The sequence below is a fragment of the Nostocoides sp. HKS02 genome (assembly GCF_009707485.1).
Classification (GTDB): domain Bacteria; phylum Actinomycetota; class Actinomycetes; order Actinomycetales; family Dermatophilaceae; genus Pedococcus.
This window is the reverse complement of sequence record NZ_CP046121.1, coordinates 630,175-643,567: the sequence shown is the minus strand read 5'-3', so window position 1 is coordinate 643,567 and position 13,393 is coordinate 630,175. Positions and strand designations below refer to the sequence as shown.

At 71.7% G+C, this 13,393-nt stretch carries 7 protein-coding genes and 1 pseudogene; 4 read left to right on the top strand and 4 right to left on the bottom strand.

The window, feature by feature from the left end:
* The first annotated feature begins 58 nt into the window (after positions 1-58).
* The 4 genes from GKE56_RS03000 (at position 59) to GKE56_RS02985 (ending at position 4,574) form a co-directional block, all read left to right on the top strand.
* Positions 59-1,003, top strand: a complete 945-nt coding sequence (locus tag GKE56_RS03000; RefSeq protein ID WP_154683291.1) for a hypothetical protein — start codon at positions 59-61, stop codon at positions 1,001-1,003.
* Positions 1,004-1,025: 22 nt separating this feature from the next.
* Positions 1,026-2,429 (top strand): hypothetical protein, encoded by a 1,404-nt coding sequence (locus GKE56_RS02995; RefSeq protein ID WP_154683290.1) that lies wholly within the window; start codon positions 1,026-1,028, stop codon positions 2,427-2,429.
* Positions 2,430-2,672: 243 nt separating this feature from the next.
* Complete coding sequence (locus tag GKE56_RS02990; RefSeq protein ID WP_154683289.1) at positions 2,673-2,918, top strand: three-helix bundle dimerization domain-containing protein; 246 nt, start codon at positions 2,673-2,675, stop codon at positions 2,916-2,918.
* A gap of 66 nt (positions 2,919-2,984) precedes the next feature.
* Entirely contained in the window at positions 2,985-4,574 is a 1,590-nt protein-coding gene (locus GKE56_RS02985) for a CYTH and CHAD domain-containing protein (RefSeq protein ID WP_154683288.1), read from the top strand.
* 61 nt (positions 4,575-4,635) lie between these two features.
* Here GKE56_RS02985 and GKE56_RS02980 read toward each other — a convergent pair whose 3' ends face one another.
* The 4 genes and pseudogenes from GKE56_RS02980 to GKE56_RS02965 form a co-directional block, all read right to left on the bottom strand.
* On the bottom strand, positions 4,636-6,234 hold the full coding sequence (locus tag GKE56_RS02980; RefSeq protein ID WP_154683287.1) for a phosphodiester glycosidase family protein: 1,599 nt from the start codon (positions 6,232-6,234) through the stop codon (positions 4,636-4,638).
* A gap of 165 nt (positions 6,235-6,399) precedes the next feature.
* Positions 6,400-7,968 (bottom strand): phospholipase C, encoded by a 1,569-nt coding sequence (locus tag GKE56_RS02975; protein WP_154683286.1) that lies wholly within the window; start codon positions 7,966-7,968, stop codon positions 6,400-6,402.
* 145 nt (positions 7,969-8,113) lie between these two features.
* Positions 8,114-9,115: a M1 family metallopeptidase gene (locus GKE56_RS02970; RefSeq protein WP_230209147.1), complete on the bottom strand. Its 1,002-nt coding sequence runs from the start codon at positions 9,113-9,115 to the stop codon at positions 8,114-8,116.
* Positions 9,116-9,433: 318 nt separating this feature from the next.
* Positions 9,434-13,306: pseudogene (locus tag GKE56_RS02965) on the bottom strand (Pls/PosA family non-ribosomal peptide synthetase).
* Positions 13,307-13,393: the final 87 nt, after the last annotated feature.

Below are 13,393 nucleotides of genomic sequence, written 5' to 3'. Positions count from 1 at the left end.
CCGCTGCGGCGTGTGCGGCTGCGCGCCGTGCGTATGCCGGTCCGGCTGGCTGCGCTGGTTGTGGCGTGCCCTCGCCGCGGGCTGGCTCCTCTGGCTCGTCAAGGAGCTCCTGCGGCTGTGCCGGCTGGCGGGCCGCGACCGGGGCAAGCCGGCTGACGGCGTCGTCCCGCCATGGGCGTACCGGCAACCCGACCCGATGATCTACAGCCAGCAGTTCCTCCAGGCGCAGGGGCTGGCAGTCACCTGGGACAACCCCGACATCCACGTCGAGCTCGCGGCCGCGCCCGGCGTCCCGGTCGACGCGCACTCGTTGCTGCCGGACACCGACTACCTGGTGGTCGCGCGGATCTGGAACGGCTCCACCACGGCGCCCGCGCCGGGTCTGCCCGTGAAGGTGTCCTACCTCGAGTTCGGCGTCGCCACGGTGCGCCACGACGTCGGGCTCACCTCGGTGGACCTGCCCGTCAAGGGAGCAGCGGGCTGCCCGGCATACGCCACGGTCGCCTGGCACACCCCCACCACCGCGGGCCACTACTGCCTGCAGGTGCAGCTGCTCTGGGACGACGATGCAGAGCCGGGCAACAACCTCGGCCAGTCCAACACCGACGTCAAGAAGCTGAACTCCCCGCACGCGGCGTTCACCTTCCCGGTCCGGAACGACCGGCGCACGCAGGTCGTCGTCCGGCTGCGCACGGACAGCTACGTCATCCCCCCGCTCGACCCGTGCGGCGACGGGGGTCGTCAGGGCAAGGACCACCGCGACCACCGCGACCAGCACGCCCGGCTCGCCCGGCACGACCCGGCCGCGTGGCCGGTGCCGGAGGGCTGGCGGGTCGACGTGCAACCCGCCGAGCTCGACCTCTCACCCGGAGAGCAGCGGGACGTCACGGTCGACATCACCTCGCCGGACGGGTACCTGGGGCGGCAGGCGATCAACCTGCACGCCGAGAGCGGACCAGACCTCCTCGGCGGAGTCACGCTCTACGTCGACGGGAGCGGTTGATGGTTTCGAGGGGGAGCCGATGATGGTTGACACCGGTCCGATCATCTCGCCACCGGGGCAGTACACCCACTGCGTCGACCGCAAGGACTACAAGGACGTCCCGGGGATCCTGGGCTCAGGCATCCCGGCGACCCTCGAGTTCCTCCTGTGCGACTACCTGCTCGGCGGCAAGCTCGTCTGCCTGGCAGGCGGTGCCGACGAGTGCGGGATCGGGGTCGTGGTCGGGCTCGAGGCAGTCGGCGCCGGCAAGTCGGGCATCGAGGCCCTCGACAACGACTTCTCGTTCAACCTGCTCCTTGCGCCGTTCGAGCCCCGCGACTTCCGCACCTACTCCCCGGTCGCTCCCGGCACCATCGTCGACCCCCACCTGGTCCGCGACGACACCGTCCGGAACGGCCCGCTCGGCTGGCTCATGGTCGACTCCCCCAGCCCCACACCGCTGCCGGCCCCCGTCGACCAGACCGGCGCGCCCGGGTGGCCGTTCAAGAAGAGCCAGCCGCGGGGCACGGCGACCTGGCCCGTGGACGGGTACGGCGTGCTGTGGAAGCTCGAGGGCGGCGACGTCGTCGATGCCGGCCGCGAGGGCGACAACCTCCACAAGCTGTGGGACAAGCCGCCGAGCGACGAGTGGCCCGCCCCGCCGGGACCGCCGGACCAGTGGGTCTCGCTGCCCGTGCTGCACTGCGAGTGCGAGGGTTCGCGGATCTGCTTCGTCTGCCAGGCCATGAAGCCGTTCCTGGACCTCCTGCAGGGCAAGGTGCCAGGCGGCGGACCGAGTCCGGGCGAGGCCTGCCACGCGGTCGCGTCGTGGATGCCCTGGCCCGTCGACAAGATCGTCGACGCCGTGTGCAGCATCGTCGAGGACCTCATCGCCATCCCCATCGCCCTGGCGCTTGCTCCTGCGATGGCGGCGGCGTTCGCGACCGCGTGGGAGGCCGCGCAGGCCTTCGACGACCTGTTCATCACCGGGCCGGTCGCCAAGCAGATCCACGTGGGCGACGTGGTCATCGTCAAGGGGCGCTGGGACTGGGACGCCGGCCACTCAGGGCACACCGAGCTGCATCCCGTGAAGTCGATCCAGAAGCTCATGACGCCGCCGGGCCAGCTCCCCCCGGAGCTGCGGCCAGCGGCGGACGTGTCGGTGACACCACCGACAGACGTGGGGTACGACCCCCGGGCCGCGCTGCCGGCATCGGTCTCGGCGCAGATCAGGGCCACGCACGAGCGGTGGTGCCGCCTGGTCAGCGAAGCCCCGCCGCCACCCGACCCGCGGCAGCCCGGTGGCCTGTCCGCGCCACAGCTGGCCTCGCTCACCCCGCAGCAGCAGGCGGTCTGGGCTGCCCAGAACCAGCCCGAGAACTCCTGGAGCGTGCACCCGCTGCTCGACGGCTGCGCTCCGGCCGACGGGAAGGGAGGCCTGCGCTGAGCCCACCCCTGAGCCCACCCCTGAGCCCGACATTGAGCCCACCATTGAGCCCACCCCTGACCGGCCCGGGTCCGCGGCCCGTGGTGTGCGCGCGGTGCCTCGCGCGCCTCGCCCTCGTCGTCGCCGTCGGGTGGACCCTGGTCCGCCGGCGCCACCCCACATCACCACAGGCACCGCGTCGCTCCGTGTCGGGTTCGCGCCAGCGGTCTTGATCTGTGGCACCGCCGGGTGGACGCTTCACCCGTGACCGGAGTCGATGAGGCCACTGCCCTCGAGCAGGTTCGGCAAGGACTGTCTGCCCGTTTCCCCACCGTGGCCCCGTCGACGGTGCGCGCCGTCGTGGACGACGTGTATGCCGTCCTGGACGGTCCCGTTCGCGACTACGTTCCGCTGCTGGTCGAGCGGGCCTCCCGGGACCGGCTCCGTGAGCTCGCGAAGCGAAGCGGCGACCGGCAGCGCCTGGTCGGCTCAGGCCCCTCCGGCGGCTGAGGGGTAGGACATCGTCCTGCCGAGCGTGGCACTTCCGAGCCGACGGCTCCTGCGGGACGATGGACTGTGGCGACTTCGAGGCACGTCGAGACCGAGCGCAAGTACGACGTGGCCGACTCCGCCACGCTGCCGGTGGACCGACCCGACTTGGGCTACGTCGTCGGCCCGGTCACGCAGCTGCGGCTCGAAGCGGTGTACTTCGACACCCCGGCGCTGGACCTCCACCGTCGGGGGATCACCCTGCGCCGGCGCACCGGTGGGGACGATGAAGGCTGGCACGTGAAGGTCCCGCGCGGCCGCGACGAGAAGACCGAGATCCGGCACCCCCTGGGCCGAGCCACCAAGGTGGTCCCGGCCAAGGTCGTCGACCCGGTGCGCGCCATCGTCCGCGATCGAGCATTGGTGCCCGTGGCGACCCTCACCACGAACCGCACCACGTATACGTTGACCGACCGCGACGAGGCGGTGGCGACGCTGTGCGACGACCAGGTGTCCTCCCGATGGCTGCTGACCGACCACGACCACGACCACGACGGACCAGACGACCACGAGGGGCCAGACGACCCGGACACGCCGAACTGGCGCGAGTGGGAGCTCGAGGTCGTCGAGGGCAGGTCGCCGCGTCCGGTGTTGGCCTCGATCGAGCCGTTCCTCCTGGACTCCGGCGCACGCCGATCCGACCACCGCTCGAAGCTCGGCCGGGTCGTCGCGCACCACGGGCGAGAGCGGCCACAGGAGCGACCGCGGCGCGCAACGAAGCCCGCGCCCGCCGCCGACGTGGGTGAACTGCTGCGCACGCGGCTGGTCCGCCAGATCTCCGCCCTGCACGAGCAGGACGCGGCGCTCCGCAGTGGCTCGCCCGACGGTGTGCACCGGATGCGGATCGCGACCCGCCGGCTACGGTCCGCGTTGACCACCGCGAAACCGCTGTTCACGCAGCCGCCCGACGCGCTCCGCCAGGAGCTCCGCTGGCTCGGCCAGGTGCTCGGCCCGGCCCGTGACGCGCAGGTGATCCGCGAGCACCTCGAGGCGGCCCTCGACGCCCAACCTCGCGAGCTGGTGCTCGGCCCGGTCCGCAGCCGCCTCCGGCTCGAGCTGCTCCACGAGCAGAGACAGGGTCTCGCCGTAGCGCGAGAGGCGCTCGACTCCACCCGCTACTACCGACTCCTCGACGCCCTCGACGCGCTGACCGCCGATCTGTCGTTGGCGGCGGCCTCGCACCCCAAGGCGCGCTCAGTCCTGGCCGACCTCGTGAAGCGCGACGCCAAGCGGCTGCAACGCGCCGTCAAGGCGGTGGCCGAGGGCGACCCCGATCGCCATGACGTGGCGATGCATGAAGCCCGGAAGAAGGCCAAGCGGCTCCGGTATGCCGCCGAGCTCGCCACGCCTGCCGGTGGCCGCCGCGCGAAGAAGCTCGCCAGGCGCGCCAAGGCCGTCCAGCAGGCGCTGGGCCACCACCACGACACCGTCGTCGCCCGCCAGCGACTCCGTCAGCTCGGCGCGCAGGCGTTCCTCAACGGTGAGAACGGCTTCACGTTCGGACTCCTCCTCGGCCTGGAACGGCTGCGGGCCGAGCACACCGAGGACGAGTTCCAGCAGGCGTGGAAGCACCTGCCACGACCCCGCACCGCGGCCCGCTGGGTGTCCAGGACGTAGGCCACGGCGCGCCGGTCACCGACGGATGCACCCGAGCATCGAGATGTGACCCGAGGTTCGGTCAGCGCACGGTGATCGCGTCGCCGACCGGGCGCTCTCCGGTGGCGTCCGAGGGATGCGTGACGACCTGGCCGCCGACGACCATCGCCGTCGAGCCACCGCCATCGAGGTTGATGGCGTCCACCATGCCCAGCGAGCGCGCCACAGCTGCGGCCTCAGGGATCGACAGCCCGAGCTGGTCGAGCTGCCGGCCGTCGACCGTGACCAGCACGGTCCGGCCCTGGGCGTCGACCCCGGCGAAGGTCCGCGGGTTGCGCTGGAGCACCCATCCGTAGGCGAAGCTCGGCTCGCCCGGGTGGACCATGCCGTCCTGGCGCTGGGTGATGTGCACCGTGCCGTGGCGGACGAGCTCCGGCCCGCCGTTGACGACGCTGGTTCCCGGTCGGGTCAACGGTTGCGTGCCGTCCCGCAGGCTGGTCTCGACGCGGACGCGCTGACCCCGATGCAGTCCTGCGACGACCGGGGCGAGGTTGCCGATGCCTTGCAGGGACGTCTCGCCTGCGCCCAGGGCGGCACCGCGCTGGGTCAGCGTGCGCACGACGCGGCCCTGGCTGTCGAGCACTGCCTCGGCCCCGGGCCCGGCCGGGGTCGACGCGCCGTAGGCCGGCGTGAGGAGAACCAGCTCGTTGGGATCGGTGCAGGTGGTGTCGTGCCGCGGCAGGGCGGTGGGCAGGTCGCCGCCGTCTCCGCCGCAGTTCCGGATCAGTCCCGGCACGCGGTTCAGCCCGTCGAGCTCGACCGTGCCCGAGGGGAGCACCGCGTCGCCTCGCCAGGTGGGACGCGTGACCTCGGTGTGGCGAGCATCGGACCCCAGCACCAGGACAGGACGGGTTCCGACGGGCTCGGACTCGAGCACGCCGTTGTAGACCCCCGCGCCCGCCGGGTCGCCGGGCGCGCCAGCAGCGGGGTCGAGCACGAAGAAGCCACCGTTCACGGCGGCCTTGGCCTTGGTGTACCCGGCCAACCAGGAGGTCTTCTCCCGCGCCTCGATGGTCGGGCCGAAGGTGCTGCCCAGCTGCCCATGGAACCGCTGGGGGTCGATGGTGAGCACGTTGACCGTCCACGGGCCGCGAGCGCTCGACGTGCCGTCCCACCCGGCATACCAGGCGCGGCCGGTGAACCCGGCGCTCGTGAGCTGGGCGACCTCGGCGCTGGCCGATGCCTGCGTGGCGTAGGTGGAGTCGAGCCGGACCCGCCAGCCGAGCACCCCAGCGGGGACGTCCGCCGTGGCCGGCTGGGTCACCGACTGTGCCGTCGACGGGAACCCGGCCGCGGTGAGCTTGTCGGCATACGCTCGCGCGCTGGCCTCGTCCTGGATCGACCGCGCCGGAGCGTCCGGGTCGGGGCTCGTGCCGGTGCTCGGGATGCTCACCTCGACCACCCACCGGACCGACGGGTCAGCCACGCCGCGGGTGATGTGGGTGACGGTGACGCCAGGCTCGATCGTGCGCACGGTCCGGGTCTCGACGAGTCCGCGGGGACCCAGGTCGAGCGTCGGCGAGGTGGACGCGGCGACAGCGCTCACACCTGGAGCGGCGGCGGCGGCCGCGCACACGATGACGGCGGCGACCAGGGCAGATGGCGGCGTACGACGGTTCATGTCAGTCACGGTAGGGAGGCCCAGGTCCACCCTCGAATCGCTGAGGCGTCAGGCGGGTGAACAGTGAGCGACCAGTGGCGCACCCCTCGGACGCGGGCCGCCTCCGGGACGACGTGCTGCGCAGCCGGGACACCGTTGCCTCGGTGTCCCGGCCACGCCTTCGAGCTAGCGGTTGTTCGGCTGACCGGTGGTCGGGTCGAGCACCAGAGGACCGTCGGCGCGCGGTCCGCCGGTGAAGGCGAACAGGTTGTCCAGGCTGCCGGCCTTGGCGTCGAACGAGCTGTCGCCGATGCGGCCGGTGTTCCAGTTGTCCTCGACGAACCTCAGGATCGAGCTCTGGTCGGTGATCGTGTGGTCGACGAAGTTGGCCTTGGCGTAGGGCGAGATGACCAGCAACGGCTGGCGGGGGCCGTAGCCGCACCGGTCCTGGTACCCACCGGCCACGCGGGCCGGGTTGGCGCCGCACTGCCCTGGCGCGGTCAGCGCGTCGGTCGGGTCCTGCGACTGGTTGACGATCGGCGACATCTGGTGGTCGTACCAGCCGTCGCTGTCGTCGTAGGCGACGACGACGGCGGTGTTCTTCCAGTCAGGGGTCTTCTGGAGCCGGTTGACCGTGTCGACGAGGAAGCGCTGTTCGTCGAGCGGGGTGGAGTACCCGGCGTGCCCGTCCTGGTATGCCGCGGCCTTGAGGTAGCTGACCGAGGGCATGGTTCCGGCCTTCACCGCGGCCCAGAAGCTGGTCAGGTCGTACTGGTGGTTGGCCGCGCCGGCGTGGCCGATCTCGGCGACGGAGGCCGGCGGCGTGTGCTGGGGGTTGGCCGTGCTGGGGTAGTACTGGAACGGCTCGTGGTGGGGGATGTAGTCCTTGCTGCTGACCCCGCCGACATCCGTGTGGGTGGCGGCGCAGTCGGCGAAGCCGCCCTGGAACCAACCCCAGCTGATCCCCTTGGCGTTGAGCAGGTCACCGACGTTCTTGTTCGTGGACCCGGGCACGGTGCTGCTCGTGTCGCGGGTGTCGCACTTGTCGCCGGTGGGCTGCGGGTCACCGATGACCGTGCTGCTGGTGGCCGGCACCGCCGTGCCGTCGGTCGTGAAGCCGTGGGTCTGGCCCGAGATGAGGTTGAGCGCCCCCGGCGTGGAGGGCCCGAAGGTGCTCGAGTACGAGTTGTCGCTCATCGCGAAGTGCTGCGCGTAGTTCCACAGCCCGGTGACGGTGTTGCCGTCGTAGTAGCCCATGACCAGGCCCTTGCCGGTGCCGTAGTCGGCACAGGTGCCGGCGCCGCGGCCGACGGTCTCGACGAACTTGTCCATGGCGCCGGCGTCGAACGCCTTCTGCTCGTCGGTGTAGTTGTGGTCCTGGTCGCAGGTCTGCGCCTGGTTCCGGCCGAGGCGGAACGGCTGCACCGAGTTCGGGTTGTTGGGCGCCTGGAGGGAGGGGCCCAGACCGTTGACAGTGGGCGTGCCGGGCTTGGCGACGAAGCGTGGCTCGCCGGGGGTGTTCGCGGCATGCGGATAGGTCGCGAAGTAGTGGTCGAAGGAGACGTTCTCCTGGTAGATCACCACGAGGTGCTTGATCGGCGTCGTCGTCGCCGCCCCGTGGTTGCCATGGGGCGACGCGCCTGGTCCGGAGGGGGTCGCCGCGAGTGCGGGAACTCCAGCGACGAGCAGGGCGGCGCCGACGGCCGAGGTGAGAAGTGGGATCCGCCCCCGACGGGACGCTGTTGGGGAAGTCATCGACGAACTCCTTTGGTTTGCGGGGCATCGCTGCAATGCCGTGACAGCCACGCTATTCGCTGGGTGATCCGGCCGGCGGGGAGCACATGTCGTCGAGGTGAACAGGTTCCCAACGGACCGGGAACCTTGAATCCAGAGATCTCGCTCAGGCCCCCGTGACCGCTCTGGGCAGCTCGGGCAGCTGCGGCGAGAAGAGCCAGGCCTGGAGCAGCTGGCGCACGCCGACCCCCGCCGCGTCGGCGGCCGCGGACACGTGCTCGGTGAAGGCGGCGGTGCTGACCGTGCCGTAGCGGTGGGCATCCACCCAGGTCCTCAGCACGTCGAAGAACAGGGCGTCGCCCAGCCGGAGGCGCAGTGCGTGCAGGAGCAGGGCGCCGCGCTTGTAGACCCGGTCGTCGAACATCCTGGCCCGGGACGGGTCAGCGAGGATGAGGTCCTGCGGCAGCGCGGACAACCTGCGCCAGTGCTCGTCTGCGTGGCGCTGGGCGGGGCGGCCGCCTGACCACTCGGACCAGAGCCACTCGCTGTAGCAGGCGAACCCTTCGTGCAGCCAGATGTCGCGCCACTCACCCGCCGTCAGCGCGTTGCCGAACCACTGGTGAGCCAGCTCGTGGGCAATCAGCCGTTGGCTCTGCCAGTCGGTACGCAGGTGGTTGGCCCCGAAGGTCGACAGGGTCTGGGACTCCAGCGGGATCTCCAGCACGTCGTCGGTCACCACCACGGTGTACGCCGGGAACGGGTAGGGCCCGAACAACGAGGCGAAGGTCTGCAGCATCTCGCCCTGTCGTGCCAGCGCGAGGTCGACGCCGGCCCTGAGCCGAGCCGGCGCGTGGACCGTCATCGGGACGGATGCCCCCTCGAGCCTGCTGGCTCGGTACCGCCCGATCTGCACCGTGGCGAGGTAGGTCGACATCGGCTCGGCCTGCTCGTACACCCAGACGGTCCGGCTCGACCCGGTGTGCTTGCCGACCAGGGAGCCGTTCGCCACCGCGGTGTATGCCGCCGGCGTCGAGAGCTCGAACCGGTAGCTCGCCTTGCTCGACGCCCGGTCGTTGCAGGGGGAACCAGGTCGGCGCCCCGTCGGGCTGTCCAGCCACGATGACGCCGTCCGTGAGCTCCTCCCAGCCGGCCCCGTCCGGCCCCGCAACCGTGGTGGGGTGCCCGTGGTACGCGACCGTCACGGTGAACGTCTGGCCCTGGACCAGGGGCGAGGCCGGTTCGATGACGAGCTTGCCTGCGCGGTGCAGGTACTTGCGGGGCCGGGCTCCCTGGACGGTCACCTTGGTGACGAGCAGGTCGTGCAGGTCGAGGCTGAACCTGGTGGCGGCCCCGACCGACCGGCAGCGCAGGGTGGCGTGCGCCGAGAGGTAGTTGGTCCGGACGGTGTAGTCGAGCTGCAGGTCGTAGTGCTCGACGTCGAAGCTGAGGTCACCATGCCCGGGGAGGTAGTCGTCCGCTCCCCCGATCACCGTGCTCGCGCCTCGTCCTCGTCTGCCAGCCACGGGCCGATCGGGTTGCCGATCCAGCGCGTTCCGTCAGGCACCGACTCGCCTCTCATCACCAAGGACACGGGTCCGACCGTAGCGTGTCGCCCGATGACCGCCGCCGGGAGGATGACGCCGTTCGAGCCGAGCGTCGAACCGGTGCGCATCGTGACCGGGGACATGCTCAGGAGCCGGTCGTGGAACAGGTGCGTCTGCACGACACACCCCCGGTTCACGGTGACGCCGTCCTCCAGGGTGACCAGGTCCGCCTCGGGCAGCCAGTAGGTCTCGCACCAGACGCCGCGCCCGATCCGGGCACCCATGCTGCGGAGCCAGACGTTGAGGACCACCGTGCCTGTCGCCGCCCGTGCGAACCACGGTGCGGCGACCACCTCGACAAAGGTGTCAGCCAGCTCGTTGCGCCAGACGAACGCACTCCACAACGGGAACTCCCGCGCCCCGATCCGCCCGACCAGCAGCCACTTGGCCGCTGTCGCCACGAATGCTGCCACCGCGCCCGCCGCGAGCAGGGCGAGGCCCGTGGTGAGGGAGGCCACGACCCAGCCGAGCTCGATGGCCATGCCCTCGGTGAAGGCGACGACCCCGATGCAGATCGCGACGTGGACCATGACGGACGCCAGCCGGCATACCTCGACCAACGCCCTGGCCACGCGCAGCCGGCGCGGGGGTCGTAGGTGCGGCTCGTGTCACCCGACTCGGTGGGACGGCGCAGCCTGGTGGGCGGACTGCCGAGCCACGACGTGCCGGGCTTGGCCTTGGTCCGGCGTGGTGCCGCCGAGAGCACGGCCACCAGACCTCGCTTGGGCACCCGTCGTCCCGGCGCGGTCATGCCGGAGTTGCCGACGAACGCGTGCTTGCCGACCTTGACGTGCTCGACGCGCAGCCACCCCCCGCCGAGCTCGTAGCCACCGAGCAGGGTGTCGTCGGCCAGGAACGCTCCGTCGTTGACGGTGGTCAGCTTGGGGATGAGCAGGACGGTCGAGGCTTCCACGTCGCGCCCGACTCGTGCCCCCAGCAGTCGCAGCCACGCCGGCGTGAGGCTGCTGGAGTAGAGCGGGAACAGCCACGTGCGGGCCTCGTCCAGGACCCGGATCGTCGACCACGCCTGCCAGGCCTGGCGACCATGGATCGGGTGGTGTCCGCTGGTGAGTCCGAGACCGAGGAGCCGGACGAGGGCGGCGACCAAGAGGGCCAGGACGACCAGCCCCACCCCGGTGGCGACCGGAAGCCAGACCACGCTCGCGGTCACTGCGGAATGCAGGTCGGTCGCGGCGCGCAGGGGTGCCGAGACGCTGGCGACGCCAGCTGCGACCGATGCAGCCGGCAGCAGGGAGATCACCACCGCCACGGCCGCGTATGCCGCGAGCCACAGCGAGCGGTTGGGTGGGCGCCGGTCGTCCCAGGGACCGCGAGCGCGGCCCGTCCGCCTGGCGGGCGCGCCGGCCCAGGACTGGTCAGCGGGTATGGCGCCGAAGACCGCCGAACCCGGCGCCACCTCGGCGCGCGCCCCCACCGAGCATCCCGGGGCGAGCGTGCTTCGAGCGCCGATCCGGGCCGCTGCACCGATGTCGACCCGGCCGATGAGCAGCAGGTCGCCGTCGAGCCAATGGCCGGCGAGGTCGACCTCCGGCTCGACCGAGCACTCGTCCCCAAAGGAGGCGAGCCCGGTGACGGGGGGTATGGCGTGGAGGTCCACGTGTCGGCCCACCTGCGATCCCAGGGCCCGGGCGTACAGCCGCATCCACGGGGCGCCGGCGAGGTTTGCCGCCCCCAGCTCGTCGGTGAGGCGCTCGGCAGCCCACAGCCGAAGGTGGACCCGGCCGCCTCGGCGGTACTGCCCCGGCCCGACGCCGTGCAGCAGCAGCCGAGCCCCGAGCGCGCTGAGCGCGAGCCGACCGGCGGGGGGTCACCAGGGCCAGCCATCCCACCACGACCAGCCACCACGGCACCTGCGGAAGCCAGGTCATCCCCCACCCGTGCCCGACGACGTTGTTGGCGGCGGCCACCCAGACCGACCACCGCAGGCCCGTGAGGGTTCGCAGCGGGATGGTGAAAGCCACCTGGCCGATCTGGGTACTCGCGGGGACCGGACGGACGTTCCGGTCCTGCGCGGCGGCGGGCACCGCCAGGTCGTCGAGGAGGCGCGCCAAGTCCCCGAGGCGAGGCGCGTCATACACATCGGCCACCGTCACCTCCGGGAACCGTTCCCGCAGCCGGGACACCAGGTGGGCGGCCGACAAGCTGCCTCCCCCGATGTCGAAGAAGTCGTCGGCCGGACCTGAGACGACCGCGCCGAGGATCTCCAGCCAGAGCTCCTGCAGCCAGGCGGCGGTGCCCTCGAGGCGGGCTGGCTGGATGCCCTTGCCCCCCAACGTCGCCACCGGCCACGGCAGGGCATCGCGGTCGATCTTCCCCGAGGTCCGGGTGGGCAGGGCGTCGACCTCCGCCAGCCTCGGCACCAGCGGGCCCGGCATCGTCGCGCGGAGGTGAGCCACGGAGCTGTCGAGGTCGAAGGCCTCGGTGACGACGACGTAGCCGACCAGCATCGCGTGTCCGGCACCGGTGCGACGCACTGCGGTGGCCGCTCCCGTCACGCCTGGCAGGGAGAGCAGGGCGCTGTCCACCTCGCCCAGCTCGATCCGCCGGCCGGCCACCTTCACCTGGTCGTCTGCTCGTCCGACGAAGACCAGCCCCTGCGCGTCGTTGCGCACGAGGTCGCCGCTGCGGTACGCCCGCTCCCAGCCGAGGGTGGGCAACGGGGCGAACTTCTCGGCGTCCTTGTCGGCATCGAGGTATCGGGCCAGGCCCACCCCGCCGATGATCAGCTCGCCAGTCGCTCCCTCGCCCACGGGCGTGCCCGCCGGGTCGACGACGGCGAGGTCCCAGCCATCGAGGGGCAAGCCGATTCGCACCGGTCCCTCCCCGGTGAGGCGTGCGGCGCACGAGACGACGGTGGCCTCGGTGGGGCCGTAGGTGTTCCACACCTCGCGGCCAGGGGTTGCCAGCCGGATGCCGATCTCGGGCGGGCACGCCTCACCACCGAGGACGAGCAGTCGCACCGCGGCCAGGGCGTCCGTGGGCCACAGCGCCGCCAGGGTTGGCACGGTCGAGACCACCGTGATCGCGTTGGCGACCAGCCAGGGCCCGAGCTCCATCCCGCTGCGCACCAAGGACCGCGGCGCCGGGACGAGGCACGCGCCATACCGCCACGCGAGCCACATCTCCTCGCACGAGGCATCGAAGGCCACCGACAGTCCGGCCATCACCCGGTCCCCCACGCCCAAGGGACTGTCCTGGACGAACAGGCCCGCCTCGGCGTCCACGAAGGCGGCGGCCGAACGGTGGGTCACCGCGACGCCCTTGGGAACCCCGGTCGAACCCGAGGTGAAGATGATCCACGCGTCGTCGGTCACCTCGGGGTCCTGAGCCTCGACAGCCGCACGGACGCGTGACCCCGCGCTCGGCTCGATGGTGAGGTCGTCCGTGATCACGGCAGCCACCTGCGCCTCGGCGAAGACCGTGCGGGCGCGTTCGCCGGGGTCGTCGGCGTCAACTGGCACGTAGGCCGCCCCCGCCATCAGGACCCCCATGACCGCGACATAGAGGTCCGCGGTCCCTGACCTCAGCCGGAGGCCCACCCGGTCGCCGCGCCCGATGCCCAGGTCATTGAGCTCGGCCGCGACCTGCTCGCTCACCTCGTGGAACTCGCTGTACGTCAGGACGCTCGCGCCGTTGTCCAGCGCAGGAGCGTCGGGCGACAGCGCGACGGTCTCCGCGAAGATCTCGACCAGGGTTCGGGGTGCGGGTGCCAGGTGTCCGCGGAGCAGCGTCACCGCCGCATACCCGACCGCGGTCGCCCGCGCGCAGTAGCCATGACGGCATCCTCTCGCAGTCAGGTGAACGGGAGATTGACAGAGCGG

Bases quoted from the DNA above. Each gene is read 5' to 3' on its own strand.
- GKE56_RS02980 (WP_154683287.1), bottom strand. From the start codon at position 6,234: ATGAACCGTCGTACGCCGCCATCTGCCCTGGTCGCCGCCGTCATCGTG.
- GKE56_RS02995 (WP_154683290.1), top strand. From the start codon at position 1,026: ATGGTTGACACCGGTCCGATCATCTCGCCACCGGGGCAGTACACCCAC.
- GKE56_RS02975 (WP_154683286.1), bottom strand. From the start codon at position 7,968: ATGACTTCCCCAACAGCGTCCCGTCGGGGGCGGATCCCACTTCTCACC.